Origin of the sequence: Phenylobacterium sp. (genome assembly GCF_019636135.1) — a bacterium.
GTDB lineage: Bacteria > Pseudomonadota > Alphaproteobacteria > Caulobacterales > Caulobacteraceae > Phenylobacterium.
Genome location: NZ_JAHBYD010000009.1, coordinates 117,321 through 138,437 on the forward strand (window position 1 = coordinate 117,321; position 21,117 = coordinate 138,437).

The window sequence follows — 21,117 nt, forward strand, 5'->3', positions numbered from 1 at the left end:
GGGACAGGCCGCGTGAGCGGCCAGGGTGAGGAAGTATGGGCCGGAACGCAGGCGTGAGGGGATGATCCACACTCCCTCACCCTGCTCGCCTCCGGCGAACTGTCCCTCCCCATCAAGGGAGGGAAAGGAGATGCGATGACTGACCTTGTGGAAGGCGCCGTGGCGCCGGACTTCGACCTCGAGACGCCGGACGGCCGGGTGAAGCTCGCCGACTACGCCGGCAAGGCCGTGGTGCTCTACTTCTATCCGAAGGACGACACCGGCGGCTGCACCAAGGAGGCCCAGGGGTTCACCGAGCTCGCGCCCGAGTTCGCGAAGGCGGGCGTGGCGGTGATCGGCGTCTCCAAGGACTCCGTCGCCTCGCACAGGAAGTTCATCGCCAAGTACGATCTCGGCATCCCGCTGGGCTCGGACCCGCAGGGCGAGGTGATCGAACGCTACGGCTCGTGGGTGGAGAAGAGCCTCTACGGGCGCAGGTACATGGGCATCGACCGGTCCACCTTCCTGATCAAGGACGGCAGGATCGCGAGGATGTGGCGCAAGGTGAAGGTCCCCAACCACGCCCAGGCGGTCCTGGAGGCCGCCAGGGCGCTCTGAGGCCCCCTTCCCCCCTGCGCGGGGCCGCCAGGGCTTGCCTGTCGCAAAAAAGTCGTCGCATATCGCGCGGGTCCAGGGGGCAGGGACTTAAACGTACGCATGGAACGTCTGGCGAAGCTCAAAAGCTCGCTCGTCGAGCTATTTCCGGAGCGGCACCTCTACGTGCGCTCGGGCGGCGCGATGAAGGGCTTCGTCCTCACCACGAAGAAGCAGTTGATGATCGCCGGCGGCATGGCCGCGGGCGCGCTCTGGATGGGCGTCTGCACGGCCGCCATGCTGGTGAACCTGCTGTCGGTTTCGACGGCCGACCGCGAGATCGCGCAGCTCAAGGCCCAGTCCGAGCGCTACGTCGCCGATCGCCAGGCCCGGCTCGACAGCGCCATGGCCCGGCTGAACGCCGCCTCCGGCTCCAACGCCGACCTGGCCCAGGCGATCGAGAAGCGCCACGCCGCGCTCGCCATGCTGCTCACCGACCTCAAGGGCGCGCCCGGGTCCGCCGAGGCCCTGACGCCCGCCATCAACCGCGCGCTCGCCGCCCAGGATTCGAGCCCCGTGCGCCGCGTCGAGATGGTGCGCATCGGCCAGGAGCAGCTCCTGGAAGCCGCCGACAGCTTCGCCAAGGGCCGCGCCGACCGCCTGCGCCTCGCCTTCCGCATGGCCGGGCTCTCGCCCTCGTCGTTCGTGGACCGCGGCAGCTCGCTGGGCGGCCCGCTGATCGACAGCGGGGACCCCCGCGCCCTGGCCGCCGTGCTCGACGTGGACGACGATTTCGCGGTCCGCATCCAGCGCGCCGCCCGCGACCTCAACGAGTCCAAGCAACTGGCGGAAGCCGCGCGGGACCTGCCGGTCGCGCGGCCGACCAACGGCGGCTCGCAGACCAGCGGCTTCGGCGTGCGCTTCGATCCGTTCACCCGCCGCCCGGCCTACCACTCGGGCCTCGACTTCAACGGCGGCTACGCCCAGCCGATCTATGCGACCGGTCCCGGCGTGGTCTCGTTCACCGGCCAGCGCTCGGGCTACGGCAACGTGGTCGAGATCGACCATGGCCGCGGCCTGAAGACCCGCTATGCCCACCTTTCGGGCTTCGCCGTCCGTCCCGGCCAGCGCGTGGCCGTCGGGCAGCGGATCGCCGCCATGGGCTCCACGGGACGCTCGACAGGCACGCACCTTCACTATGAAGTGTGGGTCAACGGCCGGGCCCAGAACCCCGGACGCTTCCTGAAGGCGGGCCAATATGTTCTCCAAGCCGACTAAGGACGCCGCGAACGAGGTCGCGACCTCGGCGCCGCGCAAGCTGGAACCGGCCTCGCTGGTCGCCACCGGCGTCCGCATCGCCGGCAATGTCGAGACCCAGGGCGACCTGCACCTGGACGGCGCCGTCGAGGGCGACCTGCGCGTGGGCCTGCTGGTGATCGGCGAGGCCGGCAGCGTCTCCGGCGCGATCCATGCCGACGCCGTGGAAGTCCGCGGCCGGGTCACGGGCGTCATCTGCGCGCGCCGCGTGAAGCTGTGGTCCACCGCCCGCGTCGACGGCGACATCAGCCACACCGAACTCGCCATCGAGGCCGGCGCCCACTTCGAGGGCCGCAGCCTGGCGCTCATCCCGCCAGCCGAGGAGGCGCCGGCGCTGTCGGTGGTGGCGGCGGAGTAGGTCCCTTCCCTCCCTTAATGGGGAGGGAAAGCTCGCCGAAGGCGAGCAGGGTGGGGAAGCCTGGGCTCACCCCAACCTCTCAGATTTCGCACCACACTCCCCCACCCTGGCCGCTTCGCGGCCTGTCCCTCCCCATTAAGGGAGGGAAGGACGCTTACCCTTCCCGCGTGGCCCCGACCCTCTGGGCGAGGGCGGCGCCCATGAAGCGGTCGAGGTCGCCGTCCAGGACGCCGTCGGTGTCGGATGTCTCCACGTCGGTGCGCAGGTCCTTCACCATCTGGTACGGCTGCAGCACGTAGCTGCGGATCTGGTGGCCCCAGCCGATGTCGGTCTTCTGGTCCTCCAGCGCCTGCTGCGCCGCCTCGCGCTTGGCCAGTTCGGCCTCGTACAGGCGCGCCTTGAGCTGCTTCCAGGCCTGGTCGCGGTTCTGGTGCTGCGAGCGCTGGTTCTGGCAGGCGACGACGATGCCGGTGGGGATGTGCGTCAGGCGCACCGCCGAGTCCGTCTTGTTCACGTGCTGGCCGCCCGCGCCGGAGGCCCGGTAGGTGTCTGTGCGCACGTCGGCCGGGTTGATCTCGATCTCGATGGTGTCGTCCACCACCGGATAGACCCAGACCGAGGCGAAGCTGGTGTGCCGCTTGGCCGCCGCGTCGAAGGGCGAGATGCGGACGAGGCGGTGGACGCCGCCCTCGGTCTTCAGCCAGCCGTAGGCGTTGGTCCCCTTCACCTGCAGGGTGACGGACTTGATGCCGGCCTGCTCGCCCGAGGTCTCTTCCAGGAAGTCCACGTCCATCCCGTGGGCCTTGGCCCAGCGGGTGTACATGCGCAGCAGCATGCCGGCCCAGTCGTTGGACTCGGTGCCGCCGGCGCCGGAGTTGATCTCGACGAAGGCGTCGTTGCCGTCGGCCTCGCCCGAGAGCAGCGCCTCGAGCTCGGCGCGGCCGACCCGCTCCCTGATCGCCTTCAACTGCTCGCGGGCTTCCTCGAGGCTGGCCTCGTCGCCCTCCTCGTCGGCCATTTCCGCGTAGCCGACGGCGTCCGCCAGGTCGCGTTCCAGCGACTGCACGGCCTCGACCGACGCGGACAGGCGCGAGCGGTCGCGGCTGACCGCCTGGGCCTCGGCCGGGTTGTCCCACAGCGTCGGGTCCTCGACCCGCGCGTTCAGTTCGTCGAGTCTTCGAAGGGCCGGTTCCCAGTCAAAGACGCCTCCTGAGCAGTTCGATCGACTGCTCGATGTCGGCCTTGGCGGCCTCGACATCCGCTCTCATGGAGAGACTCCCAAAACGTGAGCCGCGGGCTCTAGCCTGCTGCGGCGCCCTGCACAAGCGGTGCGCGCCGCCGCTCCTCCCCCGAACGTCATGGCCGGGACAAGACGCCTCAGAAAAGATCGGAGAGGTCGTCCTTCTTCTTTGGCGGGGGCGGCGGCGGGGCGACGGCGGCCGCGGCGTTGGGCGCGCCGGTCAACTGGCCATTGCCGAACACCTTGTCGTAGGGCTGCGGGCCCGAAGGCGCGCCCGCGGCGCCCAGGTCCTGGGTCGAGACCGAAGGCTCGGTGCCGGGCCGGAAGGCCTCGCGGATGCCGCGGATCATGGCGAACTTGGCGTTGGACGGGGCCTTGAACGGCTCGGCCGGCTTGTTCTTCAGGGCCGCAGTCATGAACTCGGTGAAGATCGGCACCGCGGCCACCGAGCCGGTCTCGTTGTTCCCCAGGCTGCGGTTGTCGTCGAAGCCGATGTAGACGCCGACCACGAGGTGGGGCGAGACGCCCATGAACCAGGCCGAGCGGTAGTCGTTGGTGGTGCCGGTCTTGCCGCCGACGGGCTTGCCGATCGAGGAGGCCTGGGTGGCGGTGCCGCGCTGGACGACGCCTTCGAGGAAGGAGGTGATCTGGTAGGCGGTGATGGGGTCCATCACCTGGTCCCCGGCGCGCGGGATGCGGGGGCTCTCCGCCCCGCCGAAGCCGGCGTCGCAGCGGTCGCAGTCGCGGCGGTCGGCCTTCCAGATGACCTTGCCGTTGCGGTCTTCGACCACCTCGATCAGGTGGGGCTGGACCAGCTTGCCGCCGTTAACGAACGACGAATAGGCGGCGGCCATCCGGTAGACCGTGGTCTCGCCCGAGCCCAGGGCCATGGCCAGCACCTTGTCCATCTTCCGGGTCACGCCCAGGCGCTCGGCGAGGGCCGAGATGCGGTTCATCCCGATGCCCTGCGCCAGGCGCACCGTCATGGTGTTGCGCGACAGCTCGATGCCCTTCCGGAGCGTGAGCGCGCCGAGGTAGTCGTGGTGGTAGTTCTCGGGGCTCCAGTCCTTGCCGCCGTAGCCCCGCAGCGTGATCGGCGCGTCGAGCACCGTCGAGGCGGGCGTATAGCCGGCCTCCAGCGCCGCGGCGTAGACGATCGGCTTGAACGAGGACCCCGGCTGGCGCAGGGCCTGGGTGGCCCGGTTGAACTTCGACAGCGAGAACGAATAGCCGCCCACCATCGCCAGGACGCGCCCCGAATAGGGCTCCATCGCCACCAGCGCGCCGTTGGCGGCCGGCACCTGCTTCAGCCGGAAGCCGCCGCCGTCGGCCGGCGCCACGAAGATCAGGTCGCCGCTGCCGATCCCCTTCCCGGCCCGCGCCCAGGAGACGTCCTGGCCGACGAGATTGCCCTCGACGCCGTCGATGTTGCGCACCCGCACCGCGCCGCCCGAGGCGCTCAGCACGACGGCGCGGCGCCAGTCGGCGTGCTCGCGCGGGCGTATGGTCTTGCGCGAGACCGCTTCCCAGCCGTTCAGGTCGTCGACGTGACCGAAGGCGCCGCGCCAGCCATGGCGGCGGTCGTAGGTCTCCAGCCCGTTCATCAGGGCGGTCTTGGCGGCGCTCTGCAGCTCGGGATCGAGCGTCGTTCGCATGTAGTAGCCGCCGGCGTTCAGCCGCTCGTCGCCCAGTTCCTCCATGTCGAGGGCGATGCGGCGCACCTCCTCCACGAAGTAGTCGGCGTCGCGGTATTGCGAGCGCGTCGGCGCGGCCTGGACCACGAGATCCTCGGCCATCGCCGCATTGGCCTCGGCGCGGGTCACCCAGCCCAGGTCGGCCATCTGGTCGATGACCCAGTTGCGGCGCGCGATCGCCTGCGCCTTGCGGCGGATCGGGTGGTAGTTGTCCGGGCCCTTGGGCAGCGCCGCCAGATAGGCGCTCTGGGCCAGGGTCAGCTCGCTGAGCGACTTGCCGAAGTAGTTGTAGGCCGCCGCGCCGACGCCGTACGAGCGGTACCCCAGCCAGATCTCGTTCATGTAGAGCTCGAGGATCCGCTCCTTGGAGAGCGTCTGTTCGAGCTGGGTGGAGAGGATCGCCTCCTTCAGCTTGCGGCCGATGGTCTGCTCGTTGGAGAGCAGGATGTTCTTGGCCACCTGCTGAGTGATGGTCGACCCGCCTTCGAGCCGGCGGCCCTGGGCGATGTTGACCACGTTCTTCATCTGGGCGCGGGCGAAGCCGCCCACGTCGACGCCGCCGTGCTGGAAGAAGCCGTGGTCCTCGGCCGCCAGGAACGCCTGCGCCGTCTGTTTCGGGATGGCGTCGTAGGGCACGAAGATGCGCCGCTCGCGCGAGAACTCGCCGATCAGCGTGCCGTCCCAGGCGTAGGCGCGCGTGGCCGTCGGCGGGTGGTAGTCGATGAGGTCGGACGCATCCGGCATGTCGTGGAACAGCCACGCCGAGTAGACGCCGACGGCCAGCGCGGCGACCGCGATGAACGTCAGCGCGCCGACGCCCAGCACGCCCACCCAGCGCGGGACCCGCGGTCGGGGCGGCAGCTCCGGATCCGGGATGTCGGGGGTGGTCAACTCTGGACGGCTCCGGCGGACCCTTGAGGGCGCAAATCGCCTGTCGTCCTAGCCTGTGTCGGAGCGGGCGCCAATGCGGCGGGATCAGCGGGAGGCGAGCCGGACCTGCTCGCCGAAGTGGGCGTCGATGGCGCGGGTGACGGCCGTCATCAACCGGGCGCGCTGGGCGGGATCGCGCAGGCGCGCCTCGTCCTCGACGTTGGAGACGAAGCCCATTTCGAGGAGCACCGCGGGCACGTCGGGCGCCAGCAGGACCATGAAGCCGGCGTCGCGATGGCTGCGGCGCAGCATCGGCGCGCGGCCCTCGATGCTGGAGACCAGCGTCTGGGCGAAGACGGCCGAGCGGTTGCGCGTGGCGCGCTGGGTCAGGTCGAAGAGGATGTCGCGCACGCCCTGGTCGCCGGTCAGGCTGGCCTTCATGAACCAGTCGTTGCTGCTGACGAAGCGTGTCGCCCGCTGCGAGGCCTGCTCCGACAGCGTGTAGACGGACGCGCCCTTCAGGTCGGGCTCGGGCCCCGAGTCGGAGTGGAGCGAGATGAAGAGATCGGCGCCGGCGCGCTGGGCCACGCGGACGCGGTCCTCCAGCGGGATATAGACGTCGGTCGAGCGGGTCAGCACCACCTTGTAGCGGCCGGTCTTGCCGAGCTGGTCGGCGAGCGTCAGCGCCGCGGCGAGGTTGATGTCCTTCTCATAGCCGCCCGCCCCTTGCGCGCCGGCGTCCTTGCCGCCGTGGCCGGCGTCGATGACGACCACCTTCTTGAGCGGCAGGGCGGCCTTGGCCGGGGCGGCGGCGGCCGCCGTCTTCGCCGGCAGGAACTGGGTGCGGATCTGCGGCGCGGGGCCCTGGAAGGCGCCCGACGTCGCGACGGCCTGCGCGCCCGGCGCGGCGGCGGCCACGTCGATCACGTAGCGGTAGTTGGCGACGCCGTCGGCCGGCGGCAGCAGGAAACGGCGCTTCAGCCGGCCGTCGGCGGCGAGGTCCATCTGCAGGCGCGCGGCGCCCTGGACCTGGTCGACCGTCCACGCCTTCACGACGCCCCGCCCCGCGCCCTGCTGGACCTGGGCCGCGGTCACGCCCGACAGCAGGACGACCACGCGGCGGTCGGCCGAGCCGTCCGAAAGCACCTTGGCGCTGGTCGAGCCGCTCAGTTCGACGACGAGCCGGGTCTCGGCCGAGTCGCCGCCCATGCGGACCTTCAGGAGGTCGGCCTGCTCGGTGGCGGCATGGCCCACGGCGACGGCGGCGAGGCCCACGCAGAGCGCCGCCGAGAGCGCCGCAAGCCGCCCCCGGTTCCGCCCCACAGCATCCGCCACTCGCCGAAGCATCCTAAAGCCCCGAAAACACGGAGATTCGCACGAAGCGAACCGAATGCCCATATAGCTGCAGGCGTCGTGGACAAAGGGTTAACGAGGTCTTGCCGCCTGCGACGATCGCATGACGCGGCGGCTTTCCTTTTCAGGCCCCATGTTGCAATGTCCGGCCGCGCGACGTCGATGCGCCCGTATGGGCCCGCACGCCACGCGACAAAACCACCCAGCGTCGGCCTCGACCGTGTACTCGGCGACGACGCTCAGATCCGATCCGCGCCCCTCGGGACGCGCCTAGGAACACACCCGATGAGCTGCGCAGCTCGAGCCTCTTCCGGCCCCAAGGCCTCTGCACACGGCGCCCCCGGCGTCGTCGCAGGCCCCGCGCGCGCTCGTCCCACTTGCCGGCAGCGCCCAGCCCAGAGCCTCGTGGCGCGCCGCGGAGAGACTTATGCCCAAGACTATGTTGATCGACGCAGCCCACGCGGAAGAGACGCGTGTGGTGGTCGTCGACGGGAACCGCGTTGAAGAGTTCGATTTCGAGAGCCAGAACCGCAAGCAGCTTCGAGGGAACATCTATCTGGCCAAGGTGACGCGCGTCGAGCCGTCGCTGCAGGCGGCTTTCGTGGAGTACGGCGGCAACCGCCACGGCTTCCTGGCCTTCAACGAGATCCACCCGGACTACTACCAGATCCCGGTCGCCGACCGCGAAGCGCTGCTGCGCGAAGAGGCCGAGGACCATGAGGACGACGAGCGTCCGGCGCGCGGCCGCCGGCGCCGCGTCGGCCATGGCGACGAGGCCGAGGCCGGCGAGGCGGCGGAAGCCCTCGGCGACGACCGTCCCGACGACGATCCGGACTACCTCGCCACCGGCGAGGACGAAGACGACGTCATGGAGGAGGAGCTGGCGCGCCGCCGCCGCCGGCTGATGCGCCGCTACAAGATCCAGGAGGTGATCCGCCGCCGGCAGATCATGCTGGTGCAGGTCGTCAAGGAGGAGCGCGGCAACAAGGGCGCGGCCCTGACCACCTACCTGTCGCTGGCCGGCCGCTACGGCGTGCTGATGCCCAACACGGCGCGCGGCGGCGGCATCAGCCGCAAGATCACCACCGCCACCGACCGCAAGCGCCTGAAGACCGTCGTCGCCAGCCTGGACGTGCCGCAGGGCATGGGCCTGATCGTGCGCACCGCCGGCGCCAAGCGCACCAAGGCCGAGGTGAAGCGCGACTACGACTACCTTCTGCGCCTCTGGGAGAACATCCGCGAGAAGACGCTGCATTCGATCGCGCCGGCGCTGATCTACGAGGAGGAAGACCTCGTGAAGCGCACGATCCGCGACCTCTACGACAAGGACATCGACGAGGTCTGGGTCGAGGGCGAGGCCAGCTACAAGGAAGCGCGCGACTTCATGCGCATGCTGATGCCGAGCCAGGCCAAGAAGGTCATGGCCTACCGCGAGCCGGCGCCGCTGTTCGTGAAGCACCGGGTCGAGGACCACCTCAGCCAGATCTATTCGCCGGTCGTGCCGCTGCGCTCGGGCGGCTACCTGGTGATCAACCAGACCGAGGCCCTGGTCGCCATCGACGTGAACTCGGGCCGTTCCACCCGCGAGCGGAACATCGAGGCCACGGCGCTGAAGACCAACCTGGAGGCGGCCGAGGAGGCCTGCCGCCAGCTCCGCCTGCGCGACCTCGCCGGCCTGATCGTCATCGACTTCATCGACATGGACGAGTCGAAGAACAACCGGGCGGTCGAGAAGAAGCTGAAGGACTGCCTGAAGGACGACCGCGCACGCGTCCAGATGGGCAAGATCAGCCCGTTCGGCCTGATGGAGATCAGCCGCCAGCGCCGCCGCACCGGCGTGCTGGAAGGCACCACCCACGTCTGCGAGCACTGCGGCGGCACCGGGCGCGTGCGCTCGGTCGAGTCGAGCGCGCTGGCCGCGCTGCGGGCGCTGGAGATCGAGGCCCTGAAGGGCGGCGGCGAAGCCAGCCTGCGCGTGCCCCGCGCCGTCGGCCTCTACATCCTCAACGAGAAGCGCGCGCATCTGGCGCGGCTCTTCCAGGCGTTCGGCCTGTTCGTGACCGTGGTCGTCGAGGACGACATGGCGCACGCCGACCACGTCATCGAGCGCACCTCGATGGAGACGCGTCCCGACCACGCCGCCCTCGCCGCTCCGGTCCAGGCCGCCCAGCCGGCCGAAGCCGAGGAGGACGACTTCGACGACGAGGCCTTCGAGGAAGACGAAGACGAAGAGGACGAGGAGGACCTCGAGCGCGAGGACACCGACGACGACAGCGCCCACGCGCGCAACCGCGACGAAGACCGTTCCCGCGACGACGACGAGGACGGCGGCCGCCGGGGCCGCGGCCGGCGCCGCCGCCGGGGCCGGGGCCGCGACGACGACCGCGGCGAACGCACCGATCGGGCCGAGCCGCGCGCCGATCGCGAACCGCGTCCGGCCCGCGCCGAGAGCGACGAGGACCGCGACAGCCGCCGCCGTCGCCGGGGCCGCCGTGGCGGACGCCGGATGCGCGACGACTTCCGGCCGACCGACGCCTTCTCGTGGGTCCGCCCCTGGGTCCCCTACGGCGACGACCCGTTCGTCTGGTACGACCCGGCGGAGGACCTGAAGCCGTTCACCCAGGGCGCGCCGCCGGCCGCCGAGGCGCCGCAGCCCCAGGCCGAAGCCGCCGCCCCCGCTCCGTCGCCGGCCGTGGCGCGCGACGGCGACGAGGACATCTGGGTCGAGCTGCCCGAGGCCGAGGAGAAGCCGAAGCGCGCCCGTCGTGGCCGCGGTCGCGGCCGTGGCCGTGGCGGCGAGGAGGTGGCGGCCGCCGCCGAGGCCGTGAGCGCGCCGGACCCGGTCGCCCTGGCCCCCGAGCCTGCGCCGGAGCCCGAGCCTGCGCCCGAGCCCGTCGCCGCCGAGCCCGAAGCGCCCCCGGCCAAGCCGAAGCGCTCGCGCAGCAGGAAGGCCGCCGCAGAGCCGGCGGCCGAAGCGGTGGCGGAAGCCGCGCCCGAACCCGAGCCCGTGGCGGCCGCCGCGCCCGAGCCGGAACCGGCGCCGCCGCCCGCGCCCAAGGCCCCCGATCCCAACGAGATCAGCGGCCCTGCGGCAGCTCCGCGCAAGGGATGGTGGCGTCGGGGCTAAGGGGTTAGGCTTCGGCAGGTCATGGGGGACCTCGGGACTTCAAGAGAGTTGCACATGGTCTCCCCATTCCGGTCGGTTTCAGGTCTCGCGCTCGCCGTCGCCGTGGCGGCGAGCGCGACCCTCGCCGCCGGCCAGGCCGCCGCCCAGAGCCTGATCCGCGACACCGAGATCGAGGAGATCCTCGCCCGCGACTCCGACCCCATCCTGCGCGCCGCCGGCATCGACCCGAAGAATGTCGAGATCGTGCTGGTGGGGTCGAAGGACCTGAACGCCTTCGCGGCCCCGCGGGTGATGGGCTTCAACACCGGCCTGATCCTGGAATCCAAGGTCCCGAACGAACTCCAGGGCGTCATCGCCCACGAGGTCGGACACCTGGCCGCGGGTCACTCGGCCCGCTCGGGCGACATGAGCCGCGCCGGCATGAAGCCGTTCCTGCTGACGATGGGCCTGGGCGTGCTGGCCGCCATCGCCGGCGCGCCGGACGCCGCCGCGGGCCTGGCCTCCAGCGCCAGCTATTTCGGCACGCTGGGCTTCCTGGGCTACAGCCGCGAGCAGGAGAGCCGCGCCGACCAGGCGGGGGCCACCCTGCTCGACAAAGCCGGCCTGTCGGGCCGCGGCCTCGCCGACTTCTTCGACAACTTCCGCTACCAGGAGGTCTTCGACGAGGCGCGGCGCTACGGCTACTTCCGCAGCCACCCCATCTCGTCCGACCGCATCGAGGCGCTGCGCCGGCGCGTCGAGGTCCAGCCGAACTACAACAAGACCGACAGCCCGGATGCGATGGCCGAGCACGCGATCATGAAGGCCAAGCTGGACGGGTTCATCAACCCGCAGATCTCGATCACCAAGTACGACGAGAAGGCCACCGACTACCCCAGCCGCTACGCCCGCGCGATCGCCTACTACCAGCTCAAGGAGCCTGACCGGGCGCTGAAGCTGGTCGACGCGCTGCTCGTCGAACAGCCGGACAATCCGTACCTCTGGGAGTTGAAGGGCCAGATCCTGTTCGAGTTCGGCCGCACGGCCGAGGCCGAGGAGCCCCAGCGCAAATCCGTGGCCCTGAAACCCGACGCGCCGCTCCTGCGCATCAACCTCGGCCAGACCCTGATCGCGCTCGACGACAAGAAGAAGGTCAACGAGGGCGTGGCCGAGCTGAAGCGCGCCCTCACCCGCGAGGACGACAACGCCGTCGCCTGGCGCCTGCTGGCCGAGGCCTACGACAAGCTGGGCGAGGACGGCCTCGCCCGCCTGGCGACCGCCGAATACAACTACAACATCGGCGACAAGCAGCAGGCCCGCGTCTTCGCCATGCGCGCCCGCGAGATGCTGACCCGCGGCACGCCCGACTGGCGGCGCGCCACCGACATCGTGCTGGCGGCCGAGCCCACCCGCGAGGATCTCCGCCAACTGGGCCGTGAAGGCTCCATCGCCGGCAATACGCGTTGAGCCTCCGGCTGCGCCGACCTATCTGGACCCCCGATGAAACGCCTCGCCCCCCTCGCCGCGATCGCCGCGGCCGCCCTCGCCTTGAGTTCCTGCCAGAAGGCCGATGACGCCGCCTTCGGCGCCAAGGTCCGCGCCTATCTCCTGACGCACCCCGAGGTGCTGGAGGAAGCGATCGGCAAGCTGCAGGAGAAGAAGCAGCAGGCGGCGCTGACCGCGTCGAAGGACGCCATCGCCAAGCTCCGCCGCCAGATCGAGAACGATCCGCGCGACGTGGTGGTGAACCCCGCCGGCACGATCACGGTCACCGAGTTCTTCGACTTCAACTGCGGCTACTGCAAGCTGGTCGCGCCCGAGGTGGTGAAGCTGGCGCAGGAGAACCCGGACGTCCGGCTGGTGCTGAAGCAGTTCGCCTTCCAGACCCCTTACTCGATCCAGGCCGGCAGGATCGCGCTGACCGCCGACGCCAAGGGCAAGGCCCTGCCGCTCTACGCCTCGCTGTTGGCCCAGAAGCCGCTGGACGCCGCCGCCATCGACCGCAGCCTCGTCTCGGTCGGGCTCGACCCGGCCGCCGCGCGGCGCGCCGCCGAGTCGCCCGAGATCACCCGGCAGATGGACGACGCGCGCGAACTCGCCGCCCAGCTCCAGATCGACGGCACCCCGGCCTTCGTCGTGGGCGACCAGGTGATCCACGGCGCCGACATCCAGGGCGTCCGCGCCGCCATCGAAGCCGCCCGCGCCAAGGACCTGAAGCGTCCGACCTGAGGCGGCAGAAGGTGGCGCGCGTAGTCTGCCGGATGACAGGTCGCGCAAACCTCGCAGCCTCGATGGCGCGGCAGCGCCGTGTTGATGCGACCACCAAGAACACGAAGGTCACCAAGGACGCGCTGCGGTCATCTGCAGGGCCTTGGTGACCTTCGTGTTCTTGGTGGTGGGAATAGCGCGCCTGCGGCGCGGGCCACGCCAGCCGGCTGGCCTTACTCCCCCAAGGGGAGAGGAGCGATCGCCTCACCGCGGAGCCAGGCCGCGAAGCGGAAGGGATGGGCGAGGTGCAGGACGTGTCCGCCGCGCGAGAGCCTCGCCAGCCGACCGTCCTCCAGCACCTCGGCGTCGGCCGACAGGAAGCCGCCGAAGTCCTGGGTGACGAGCGCGTCTGCGCGCCCTGCCCAGGCGGTTTCGAGCACGTGGCGATCCTCGCGATCGTGGATGGGGATCACGCCCACGCCGCCGAGCGTCAGCGACGGACCCTGCTCCGCGTAGCTGGCGATGGCGTCGACCAGGTCGCGGGCGGTCGACGGCGGAAAGCGCAGTTGCGCCGTGAGCACGGCTTCCAGCCGGTCGAGCATGCCCCAGGACACGACGAGTTGCAGCGCGACGCCCGGCTCCACGCCGCGCACGGCGCCGGTGATGAGCTGGGACGCCGAGCCGCTGCGGCCGTCCCGGCGCGCCAGGATGTCGGCCACCCAGACGTTCAGGTCGAGGCAGACCCGCACCGTTCAGGGGGTCTTGCGAATCAGGTCGGCCGCTTCCCGGAGCGACGCCTCCTCGTCGAGGTCGCGTGGGGCATGGCCGCCATCGTGCAAGCCCCCCTCGCGCAAGCCACGGGCGATCGCCTGTTCGTACTGCTGATCGAGCAGCGCCCGGCCCGCCGCCCAGGCCGCGGCCTCCACGGCGTCAGGTCCTGCCGCCTCCAGGCGGCGCAGGGCGTCGTGCGCCCGCCTCGGGAGCCGCATGTAGAGGCGAAGCGCGGCCGTGGCGATCTGCGCCGTGGACCGATCCTCGGCCTTCGCCAGTTCGGAGACCTGCCTGTAGGTCTGTTCGTCGGCATAGGCCGAGATGGTGCGTCCAGCCATCGGAATTCCTCTGGAATCCAGAGATACTCCAACGGGCAGGTTTCCGCAACGCGACGGCGCGCGCGGGCGGGCTCCCCGACGTCAACGCCGACGTCTGCTAGACTGCGTAAAACGACGGGGATGGCTATGGTCGAACGTGTGCTGGTGATCGGCGCGGGGATGGCGGGGCTGTGGACCGCCATGGCGCTGGCCGGGCCGGAGCGCGAGGTCACGGTGCTGGACCGCGATCCGCCGCCGCCCGCCGGCGGGGCCGACGCGGCCTTCGAGGACTGGCAGCGCCGCGGCGTGGGCCACCTGCGCCACAGCCACGCCTTCCTGGCGCGCCTGCGCACCCTGGTCCGCGACCGCCACCCGGCGCTGCTGGAGGCCCTGATGGCCGAGGGCGTGCGCGAGCTGGGCTTCGAGGGCGGCCTGCCCGAGAGCCTGAAGAAGGGCTACGTCCCCGCCCCCATCGACCGCGACCTCGCGATCCTGACCAGCCGGCGCACCACGCTGGAGCTGGTGATGCGCCTCTACGCCGAGGGGCTGGCGAACGTCGCCATGCGGCCGCAGACCTTCGTGAAGGACCTGATCATCCAGCCGGGCGCGCCGCCGCGCGTGACGGGCGTGACGCTGGAGGACGGGACCGAGCTCGCCGCCGACATCGTGGTCGACGCCACGGGCCGCACCAGCCAGGCCTACGAGCAGCTCGCCGCCGCCGGCGCGCCGGTCCCGGAGAGTTCGGAGGCCTGCGGGATCATCTACTTCACCCGCCACTACCGCCTGCTGGAAGGCCAGTCAGAGCCGCCGCGCACGCGCAACTCGGCCACGGGCGACCTGGGCTTCCTGAAGTTCGGCGTCTTCCCGGGCGACAACGGCTGCTTCTCGATCACGCTGTGCGCCCCCGAGGTCGAGGAGGAGCTGCGCAAGGCCCTGGTCGACCCCGAGGTGTTCGACGCGGCGTGCCGGCAACTGCCCGGCCTCGTGCCCTGGATCGACCCCGAGCGCGCCCGGCCCACCAGCCGCGTCTTCGGCATGGGCCAGCTCGAAAGCCGCTGGCGCGAGCTGGCGCCCCAAGGGAAGCCCGCGGCGCTGGGCTTCTTCGCCGTGGGCGACAGCCTGGTGCGGACGAACCCGCTCTACGGCCGCGGCTGCTCGTTCGCGGCGGTCTCGGCGCACCTGCTGCTGGACGCCCTCAGCCACAGCGCCGATCCCGCAGCGCGCCTGCTGCACTACCGCGCCGGGGTGGAGCGGGAGCTGCGGCCCTACTACGACGTCATGCGCCAGGCCGACCGTTCGGCGATCAGGCGCGCCCGCGCCGCCCTCCTGCCGCAGGCCAGGCCGTCGCTGCGCGGCAGGCTGGTGAAGAGCTTCATGGAGGACGGCGTCGCCATCGCCATGCGCACCGACCTCGACCTGATGCGCGCGTTCCTGAAGGGCTTCCACATGCTGGAGCATCCGCAGGCGTGGCTGAAGCGGCCGGCGAACCTGATCAAGATCCTGCGCGTCTGGGCCCGCGGGAAGGCCAGGAACGCCGACCTCTACGCGCCCAAGCCGGGCCCCGATCGCCGGCCGCTGTTCGAGGCGCTGGGCCTCGACGTCGCCGCCGACGAGCAGCGGGTGCGCGCCGCGGCTTGACGCCCCTCGCGTAAAGGGCGTCGTGTTCCTCCCGACATAATCCCGGGAGGATCCCCATGTCCGACTACAAGCTCCTGATCGGCGGCAAGCTGGTGGACGGCGACGCGCAGATGGACGTCGTCAATCCGGCGACCGAAGACCCCGTGGCCTCCTGCGCCCGCGCCTCGAAGGGCCAGCTCGACCAGGCCGTGGCCGCGGCCCAGGCCGCCTTCCCCGCCTGGAGCGCCACCTCGATCGACGAGCGCCGCGCGGTGCTGGTGAAGATCGCCGACGCGATCCAGGCCAACCTGGCCGACCTCGCCCGCCTGCTCACCCAGGAACAGGGCAAGCCGCTGGCCGACGCCACCGGCGAGGTGTTCGGCGCCTCGGCCTTCTTCCGCTACTTCGCGAGCCTGAACCTCGACGCGCGCGTCGTGCAGGACGACGACGCGGGCCGGGTGGAGGTGCGCCGCAAGCCGCTGGGCGTGGTGGGCTGCATCATCCCCTGGAACTTCCCGATGATCCTGATGGCCTTCAAGGTCCCGGCGGCCCTGCTCGCCGGCAACACGGTGATCGTGAAGCCCGCGGCGACCACGCCGCTGACCGCGCTGAAGCTGGGCGAGATCATCAAGGACATCGTCCCGCCGGGCGTGGTGAACGTCATCGCCGACGCCAACGACCTGGGCGGCGAGATGACCAGGCACCCGGGCATCCGCAAGATCAGCTTCACCGGCTCCACCGAGACCGGGAAGAAGGTGATGGCCTCGGCCGCCGATGCGCTGAAGCGCGTCTCGCTGGAGCTGGGCGGCAACGACGCGCTGATCGTGCTGGACGACGTCAACGTCAAGGAGACCGCGCCCAAGGTATTCGGCGCGGCCATGCAGAACGCCGGCCAGGTCTGCATCGCGGCCAAGCGCATCTACGTGCATGAGAGCATGTACGACGCCATGTGCGACGAGTTCGCGCGGCTCGCGGGCGAGATGGTGGTCGGCGACGGCCTGGAACAGGGCACCCAGATGGGCCCGCTGCAGAACAAGCAGCAGTTCGAGAAGGTGATGGGCTTCATCGAGAGCGCCAGGAAGGACGGCAAGGTCATCGCCGGCGGCGGGCGCAAGGGCGACAAGGGCTACTTCATCCAGCCCACCGTGGTGCGCGACATCGCCGACGGGGCCAAGCTGGTCGACGAGGAGCAGTTCGGCCCGGTGATGCCGGTGATCAAGTACTCCGACCCGGCCGAGGCCGTGCGGCGCGCCAACGCCTCGATCTACGGCCTGGGCGGCTCGATCTGGGCCAAGGACAGCGAGAGGGCCTGGGGCCTGGCCGAGCAGATGGAGTCGGGCTCGGTGTGGGTGAACAAGCACGCCGACCTGCAGCCCCACCTGCCCTTCGGCGGCGCCAAGTTCTCGGGCGTCGGCTCCGAACTAGGCGAGGAGGGCCTGAAGGAGTTCACCCAGGTCCAGGTGCTGAACATGGCGCGCTAAGCGCCGGGCGACACGGGAAAAATCGCGGGCGGCGACCCTGCAAGGGGACCGCCGCCCGCCAATCGTGGATCCCTGCGCGGGCGACGCGGGGACCCGACGCCGCGGTGGCCTTGGGGGACCGGCTGCGACGCGCGGGCAGCATCGGACGCAACGCGGCGGCGCGGGAGTACGGAACGGTTCCGGCGCCGTTACAGCCCCGTTTCAGAAGCGGTAGGTCGCGCCCACACGCACCGTGCGCGGCTCGACCACGCGGCTCAAGCGGCCTTCGACCGGGGCGGCGTCGAAGGCCGGGATGAAGCTCTCGTAGTAGTAGGCGATGTCCTTGTCGCGGCTGTCGAGGACGTTCAGCAGCTCGCCGTAGACCTCGAAATCGGCGAACACGCGGGCGCCGCGCAGGTTGACGACGGTGGAGCCCTTGTCGCGCACCGAATTGTCCTCGATCAGCGGCGACGGCCCCAGGTGGCGCACGCGCACACTGGCCTTCCACGCGTCCGAGACGTAGCTGACGCCGACCGAGCCCGAGTTCTCGAAGGCGTTCGGGATGTGGTCGCCGTTGTCGTAGCGGGCGTGGCTGGCCGACCAGCTCCCGTCGACGGCGAGCCATTCCACCGGCCGCCAGAAGGCCACGACGTCGTAGCCCCGCCGGCGGCTCGCGCCGGTGGGCTCCACGGCGTTGGAGTCGCCCACGAACCTGAGCTCGCTGCCCACCTTCAGCTTCCAGTAGTTGGTGGTGAGCGTCAGCCGGCCGAGCTGGAAGCGGGCGCCGACCTCCTGGCCGGTCCCCTTCACCAGGATCGGCACGGGTGTCGCCGTGAAGCGCCCGCGCACGTCGTTGGAGTGGAAGCCGCGGCCCCAGTCGGCGTAGAGCTCGACGTTGTCGGCGAGCTTGTAGGCCACGTCGATCTTCGGCGAGACGACGCCGTCGCCGGCCTTGCCCGTCCCGATGGCGGCGGCGGCCGCATCGCGGGCCGCGACGTCGGCGTGGTACCAGTCGCCGCGCAGGCCGCCGATGACCCGCAGGCCGTCGAGCGGCTCCCAGGTCGCCTCGCCGTAGAGGGCGGCGGACGCCTCCTTGACCTTGTAGAGGCCGAACGAGCTGACGAAGGCGCGCGCCGAGGTCTGCTGGACGCCGACCTTGCCGATGTCGTCGTAGCGGATCTCGGTCCCGGCCCGGAGCTGGAGCTGCGGGCTCACCGTCCAGGTCCGCTCGGCGCGCAGGCCGAGGATCACGCGGCGGTCGAACTGGTGGATCTGGGCGCTCGTGCCGTCGGCGTTGGCGTAGGTCGGGTTCGAGTACATGTCCCAGTCGTAGGCCTGGCCGTAGACGTTGGCCTTCCAGCCCTCGCCCGTCAGCCTGGCGCCCACCACCAGGCGGTCGGTCTCGCCGGTCGCGGTCGGGTCGGGCGAGCAGAAGACGCTCTTACAGACCGCCGAACCCACGATCCGCTCGGGGATCTGCTCGGTCGGCCGCCAGGTCCCGTGGTAGCCGTGCGCCGTCAGCTCCAGGTGGCCCAGCGGGATGTCGCGGGCGTACTTGGCGAAGGCCGCGTAGTGGCGCAGATGCTCGCCCTCCTGCCAGCGGCCGTCGTAGACCTTGCCCTCGGCGACCAGGGTGAACCGGCCGCCCGCCTCGTCGCCCACGCTGCCGCCGGCCGCCAGGCGTCCGTAGCCGAACGAGCCCGCCTCGCCGGCGGCCCACGGCCGGTCGTAGCCGTCGATGGTGCTCATGTAGATCGCCCCGGCCAGGGCGAAGTCGCCGCCGTCGGCGCGGTATGGCCCCTTGCGGTAGTCCTCGCGGTTGACGACCTCGGGGATCAGGCCGTTGAGGTCGAGGTAGCCCTGGCCGTGGCCGTGCGTGCGGAAGTTCATCTGCACGTCGTCGATGTAGGTCGTGAAGTCCGTGCCGTGGTCGAGGTTGAAGCCGCGCAGGAAGTACTGGTTGGCCTTGCCTGAGCCCGAGTGCTGGGCGGCGATCAGGCCGGGCACGGCCTCGACCAGCTCGGCCGGCTTCAGCAGCGGGCGCACCAGCATGTCGGCGCCGGCGATCGTGCCCTCGCTGGCGGCGTGGGCGACGCCGATCTTGGCCTCGCCGCGGCCGAACACGACCACCTCCTGCACGCCGGTGGCGTCGTCCGCCGTGGCGACGGCTTCCTCCTCGGCGGCGAGCGCAGGCGCGCAGGCGAGGCCCGCGCCGAAGACGGCGAGCGCGGCGAGACAGACGTGACGCATGGAACCGGCGGCCCTTTCCCGAACGACGGGGCGGGTCGTGCCCGAGCCGGCGGCGGACGCGGGAGTACGGAACGGTTTCAGGGTGCGTTACAGGATAACGTAACGGCCCCTTCCCTCCCTTAATGGGGAGGGACAGCCCGACGGCGGGCAGGGTGGGGAAGCCTGGATCATCCCCGCCCTCGGCGTTCACGCACCACACTGCCCCACCCTGGCCGCTTCGCGGCCTGTCCCTCCCCATTAAGGGAGGGAAGGTCAGATCAGCCCAGACAGCGGCGAGGACGGGTCGGCGTACAGGCGCTTGGCCATGCGGCCGGCGAGGTAGGCTTCGCGGCCGGCGATGACGGCGTGCTTCATGGCCGTGGCCATGCGGATCGGGTCCCTGGCCTCGGCGATGGCGGTGTTCATCAGCACCGCGTCGCAGCCGAGTTCCATGGCCACCACGGCGTCCGAGGCCGTGCCGACGCCGGCGTCGACCAGCACCGGGACCTTGGCCTGTTCGATGATGAGGCCGAGGTTCAGCGTGTTCTGGATGCCGCGGCCCGAGCCGATCGGCGCGGCGGCCGGCATGATCGCGGCGGCGCCCGCGTCCTCCAGCTTCTTCGCATAGACCGGGTCGTCCGAGCAGTAGACCATCACGTCGAAGCCGTCGGCGATCAGCAGCTTCAGCGCCCTGAGCGTCTCTTCCATGTCGGGCAGCAGGTGCGGCGTCTGCGAGAGCACCTCCAGCTTCACCAGGCTCCAGCCGCCGGCCTCGCGGGCCAGGCGCAAGAGGCGCACGGCGTCCTCGCCGGTGTAGCAGCCGGCGGTGTTGGGCAGGTAGGTGAACTCGTCTTCCTTCACGTAGTCGGAGAGCATGGGCGCGCCGGTGTCGCTGAGGTTCACGCGGCGCAGCGCCACCGTGACGATCTCGGCGCCCGCCGCCTTCGCGGCGGCGGCGTTCTGGCCGTAGTCCTTGTACTTGCCCGTGCCCACGATCAGGCGCGAGCGGAAGGTGCGGCCGGCGACGGTCCAGGCATCGTCTTGGGTGTGGGTCGCGCCGTCCACGTCAGCCGCCTCCGATGAAAGCCACGATCTCGATCCGGTCGCCGTCGGCGAGCGGAGTGGAGGCATAGACCGACCGCGGCACGATCTCCAGATTCCGCTCGACGGCCACCTTCTTCGTGTTGAGCCCGAGCGCCGCCACGAGGCCGGCCACGTCGCGGACGCCCTCGAAGCTCCGGCTCTCTCCGTTGACGGTCAGTCGCATGGCGCGGTTGTGGGGCTGGCGGCGAGGGAAAACAAGGGCGCCGCTCCCCCTCCCCCGCTCATCCCCGCGCATGCGGGGACCCAGACTATCCTTCGGAGCGGTTGTCTTGGTCCTCAAGCAAGCCTGGGTCCCCGCATGCGCGGGGATGAGCGGGAAATGGGGGATAAGCGGGTATGGGGATGAGCGGGAATGGGGCCGCTGTCCTTGTGGGTGCGGCGCTGGGTGGCTAAAAGGGCGCCGGAATCGACGGCGGAGCTCAATGCCGAAACCGATCTATGTGCTGAGCGGCCCGAACCTCAATCTGCTCGGGACCCGCGAGCCGGAGATTTACGGACATCAGACCCTGGACGACGTGCGGGCCCTTTGCGAGGCGCGTGCGAAGGCCAGGGGCTTCGAGGTCGTGTTCCGGCAGTCCAACCACGAGGGCGAGCTGGTCGACTGGATCCAGGAGGCGCGCGGGAAGGCTTCGGCGCTGGTCCTGAACCCGGCGGCGTACGGGCACACCTCCATCGCCATCCTGGATGCGCTGAAGATGCTGAGCATTCCCATCGTGGAGTGCCACCTCTCGAACCCTGCCGCGCGCGAGGCGTTCCGCAGGAAGACCTATGTGTCGCTGGCCGCGACCGGAGTCGTCTCCGGGTTCGGGGCGGCGAGCTATGAACTGGCCGTCGAGGCCGCCGCGGGCCTCGCCCGCTAGACCAGACCGAAAGACCCCGTTTCTTGAAGGATAAGGGCCG

17 protein-coding genes are annotated in these 21,117 nt (G+C 70.8%); 9 read left to right on the plus strand and 8 right to left on the minus strand.

Annotated elements, in window-relative coordinates; translation table 11 throughout:
• Positions 1–135: 135 nt before the first annotated feature.
• The 3 genes from KF737_RS08545 (at position 136) to KF737_RS08555 (ending at position 2,248) form a co-directional block, all read left to right on the plus strand.
• Positions 136–597, plus strand: a complete 462-nt coding sequence (locus tag KF737_RS08545) for a peroxiredoxin (protein WP_296453024.1) — start codon at positions 136–138, stop codon at positions 595–597.
• Between the two features lie 99 nt (positions 598–696).
• Complete coding sequence (locus KF737_RS08550) at positions 697–1,851, plus strand: M23 family metallopeptidase (RefSeq protein ID WP_296453026.1); 1,155 nt, start codon at positions 697–699, stop codon at positions 1,849–1,851.
• Positions 1,832–2,248: a polymer-forming cytoskeletal protein gene (locus tag KF737_RS08555; RefSeq protein ID WP_296453029.1), complete on the plus strand. Its 417-nt coding sequence runs from the start codon at positions 1,832–1,834 to the stop codon at positions 2,246–2,248. Before KF737_RS08550 ends, KF737_RS08555 begins: the two co-directional genes overlap by 20 nt.
• A gap of 154 nt (positions 2,249–2,402) precedes the next feature.
• Here KF737_RS08555 and prfB read toward each other — a convergent pair.
• From prfB to KF737_RS08570, 3 genes are all read right to left on the minus strand, one after another.
• Positions 2,403–3,516 (minus strand): peptide chain release factor 2 gene (gene prfB / locus KF737_RS08560; RefSeq protein WP_296453031.1). Its coding sequence is split into 2 segments (ribosomal slippage): positions 2,403–3,446 and positions 3,448–3,516, totalling 1,113 coding nucleotides; the frame shifts between segments, so codons are not numbered across the junction.
• Between the two features lie 109 nt (positions 3,517–3,625).
• On the minus strand, positions 3,626–6,073 hold the full coding sequence (locus KF737_RS08565) for a penicillin-binding protein 1A (protein ID WP_367273219.1): 2,448 nt from the start codon (positions 6,071–6,073) through the stop codon (positions 3,626–3,628).
• An 84-nt stretch (positions 6,074–6,157) separates the two neighbouring features.
• The gene (locus KF737_RS08570; RefSeq protein ID WP_296453035.1) at positions 6,158–7,387 is read right to left on the minus strand and encodes an N-acetylmuramoyl-L-alanine amidase; all 1,230 of its coding nucleotides are present in this window, start codon (positions 7,385–7,387) and stop codon (positions 6,158–6,160) included.
• A 445-nt stretch (positions 7,388–7,832) separates the two neighbouring features.
• On the opposite strand from KF737_RS08570, the gene KF737_RS08575 reads away from it, so the two are divergent.
• From KF737_RS08575 to KF737_RS08585, 3 genes are read left to right on the plus strand one after another with little or no spacing between them, the layout of a single operon-like run.
• The gene (locus tag KF737_RS08575; RefSeq protein WP_296453037.1) at positions 7,833–10,532 is read left to right on the plus strand and encodes a ribonuclease E/G; all 2,700 of its coding nucleotides are present in this window, start codon (positions 7,833–7,835) and stop codon (positions 10,530–10,532) included.
• 54 nt (positions 10,533–10,586) lie between these two features.
• A complete protein-coding gene (locus tag KF737_RS08580; RefSeq protein WP_296453039.1) occupies positions 10,587–11,978 on the plus strand; it encodes a M48 family metalloprotease in 1,392 nt (463 codons plus the stop codon).
• Between the two features lie 33 nt (positions 11,979–12,011).
• Positions 12,012–12,740 carry a DsbA family protein gene (locus KF737_RS08585; RefSeq protein ID WP_296453044.1) on the plus strand — a complete coding sequence of 243 codons (729 nt, stop codon included), beginning with the start codon at positions 12,012–12,014 and terminating at the stop codon, positions 12,738–12,740.
• A 212-nt stretch (positions 12,741–12,952) separates the two neighbouring features.
• Here KF737_RS08585 and KF737_RS08590 read toward each other — a convergent pair whose 3' ends face one another.
• Both KF737_RS08590 and KF737_RS08595 read right to left on the minus strand, forming a co-directional pair.
• Positions 12,953–13,468, minus strand: coding sequence for a putative toxin-antitoxin system toxin component, PIN family (locus tag KF737_RS08590; protein ID WP_296453046.1), 516 nt, complete (start codon positions 13,466–13,468; stop codon positions 12,953–12,955).
• Between the two features lie 3 nt (positions 13,469–13,471).
• Complete coding sequence (locus KF737_RS08595; protein WP_296453050.1) at positions 13,472–13,828, minus strand: hypothetical protein; 357 nt, start codon at positions 13,826–13,828, stop codon at positions 13,472–13,474.
• Positions 13,829–13,948: 120 nt separating this feature from the next.
• On the opposite strand from KF737_RS08595, the gene KF737_RS08600 reads away from it, so the two are divergent.
• On the plus strand, positions 13,949–15,445 hold the full coding sequence (locus KF737_RS08600; RefSeq protein WP_296453052.1) for an NAD(P)/FAD-dependent oxidoreductase: 1,497 nt from the start codon (positions 13,949–13,951) through the stop codon (positions 15,443–15,445).
• A 56-nt stretch (positions 15,446–15,501) separates the two neighbouring features.
• Positions 15,502–16,905, plus strand: coding sequence for an aldehyde dehydrogenase family protein (locus KF737_RS08605; protein WP_296453055.1), 1,404 nt, complete (start codon positions 15,502–15,504; stop codon positions 16,903–16,905).
• 201 nt (positions 16,906–17,106) lie between these two features.
• On the opposite strand, the gene KF737_RS08610 is transcribed toward KF737_RS08605, so the two are convergent.
• The 3 genes from KF737_RS08610 to thiS all read right to left on the minus strand — a co-directional run bounded on the left by KF737_RS08610 (position 17,107) and on the right by thiS (position 20,380).
• Positions 17,107–19,134 (minus strand): TonB-dependent receptor, encoded by a 2,028-nt coding sequence (locus KF737_RS08610; protein WP_296453058.1) that lies wholly within the window; start codon positions 19,132–19,134, stop codon positions 17,107–17,109.
• A gap of 252 nt (positions 19,135–19,386) precedes the next feature.
• Positions 19,387–20,178, minus strand: a complete 792-nt coding sequence (locus KF737_RS08615) for a thiazole synthase (protein WP_296453061.1) — start codon at positions 20,176–20,178, stop codon at positions 19,387–19,389.
• Between the two features lies 1 nt (position 20,179).
• Positions 20,180–20,380, minus strand: coding sequence for a sulfur carrier protein ThiS (thiS, locus tag KF737_RS08620; protein WP_296453064.1), 201 nt, complete (start codon positions 20,378–20,380; stop codon positions 20,180–20,182).
• Positions 20,381–20,639: 259 nt separating this feature from the next.
• Between thiS and aroQ the strand changes: the two genes are divergently transcribed.
• Complete coding sequence (gene aroQ / locus KF737_RS08625) at positions 20,640–21,077, plus strand: type II 3-dehydroquinate dehydratase (protein ID WP_296453067.1); 438 nt, start codon at positions 20,640–20,642, stop codon at positions 21,075–21,077.
• Positions 21,078–21,117: the final 40 nt, after the last annotated feature.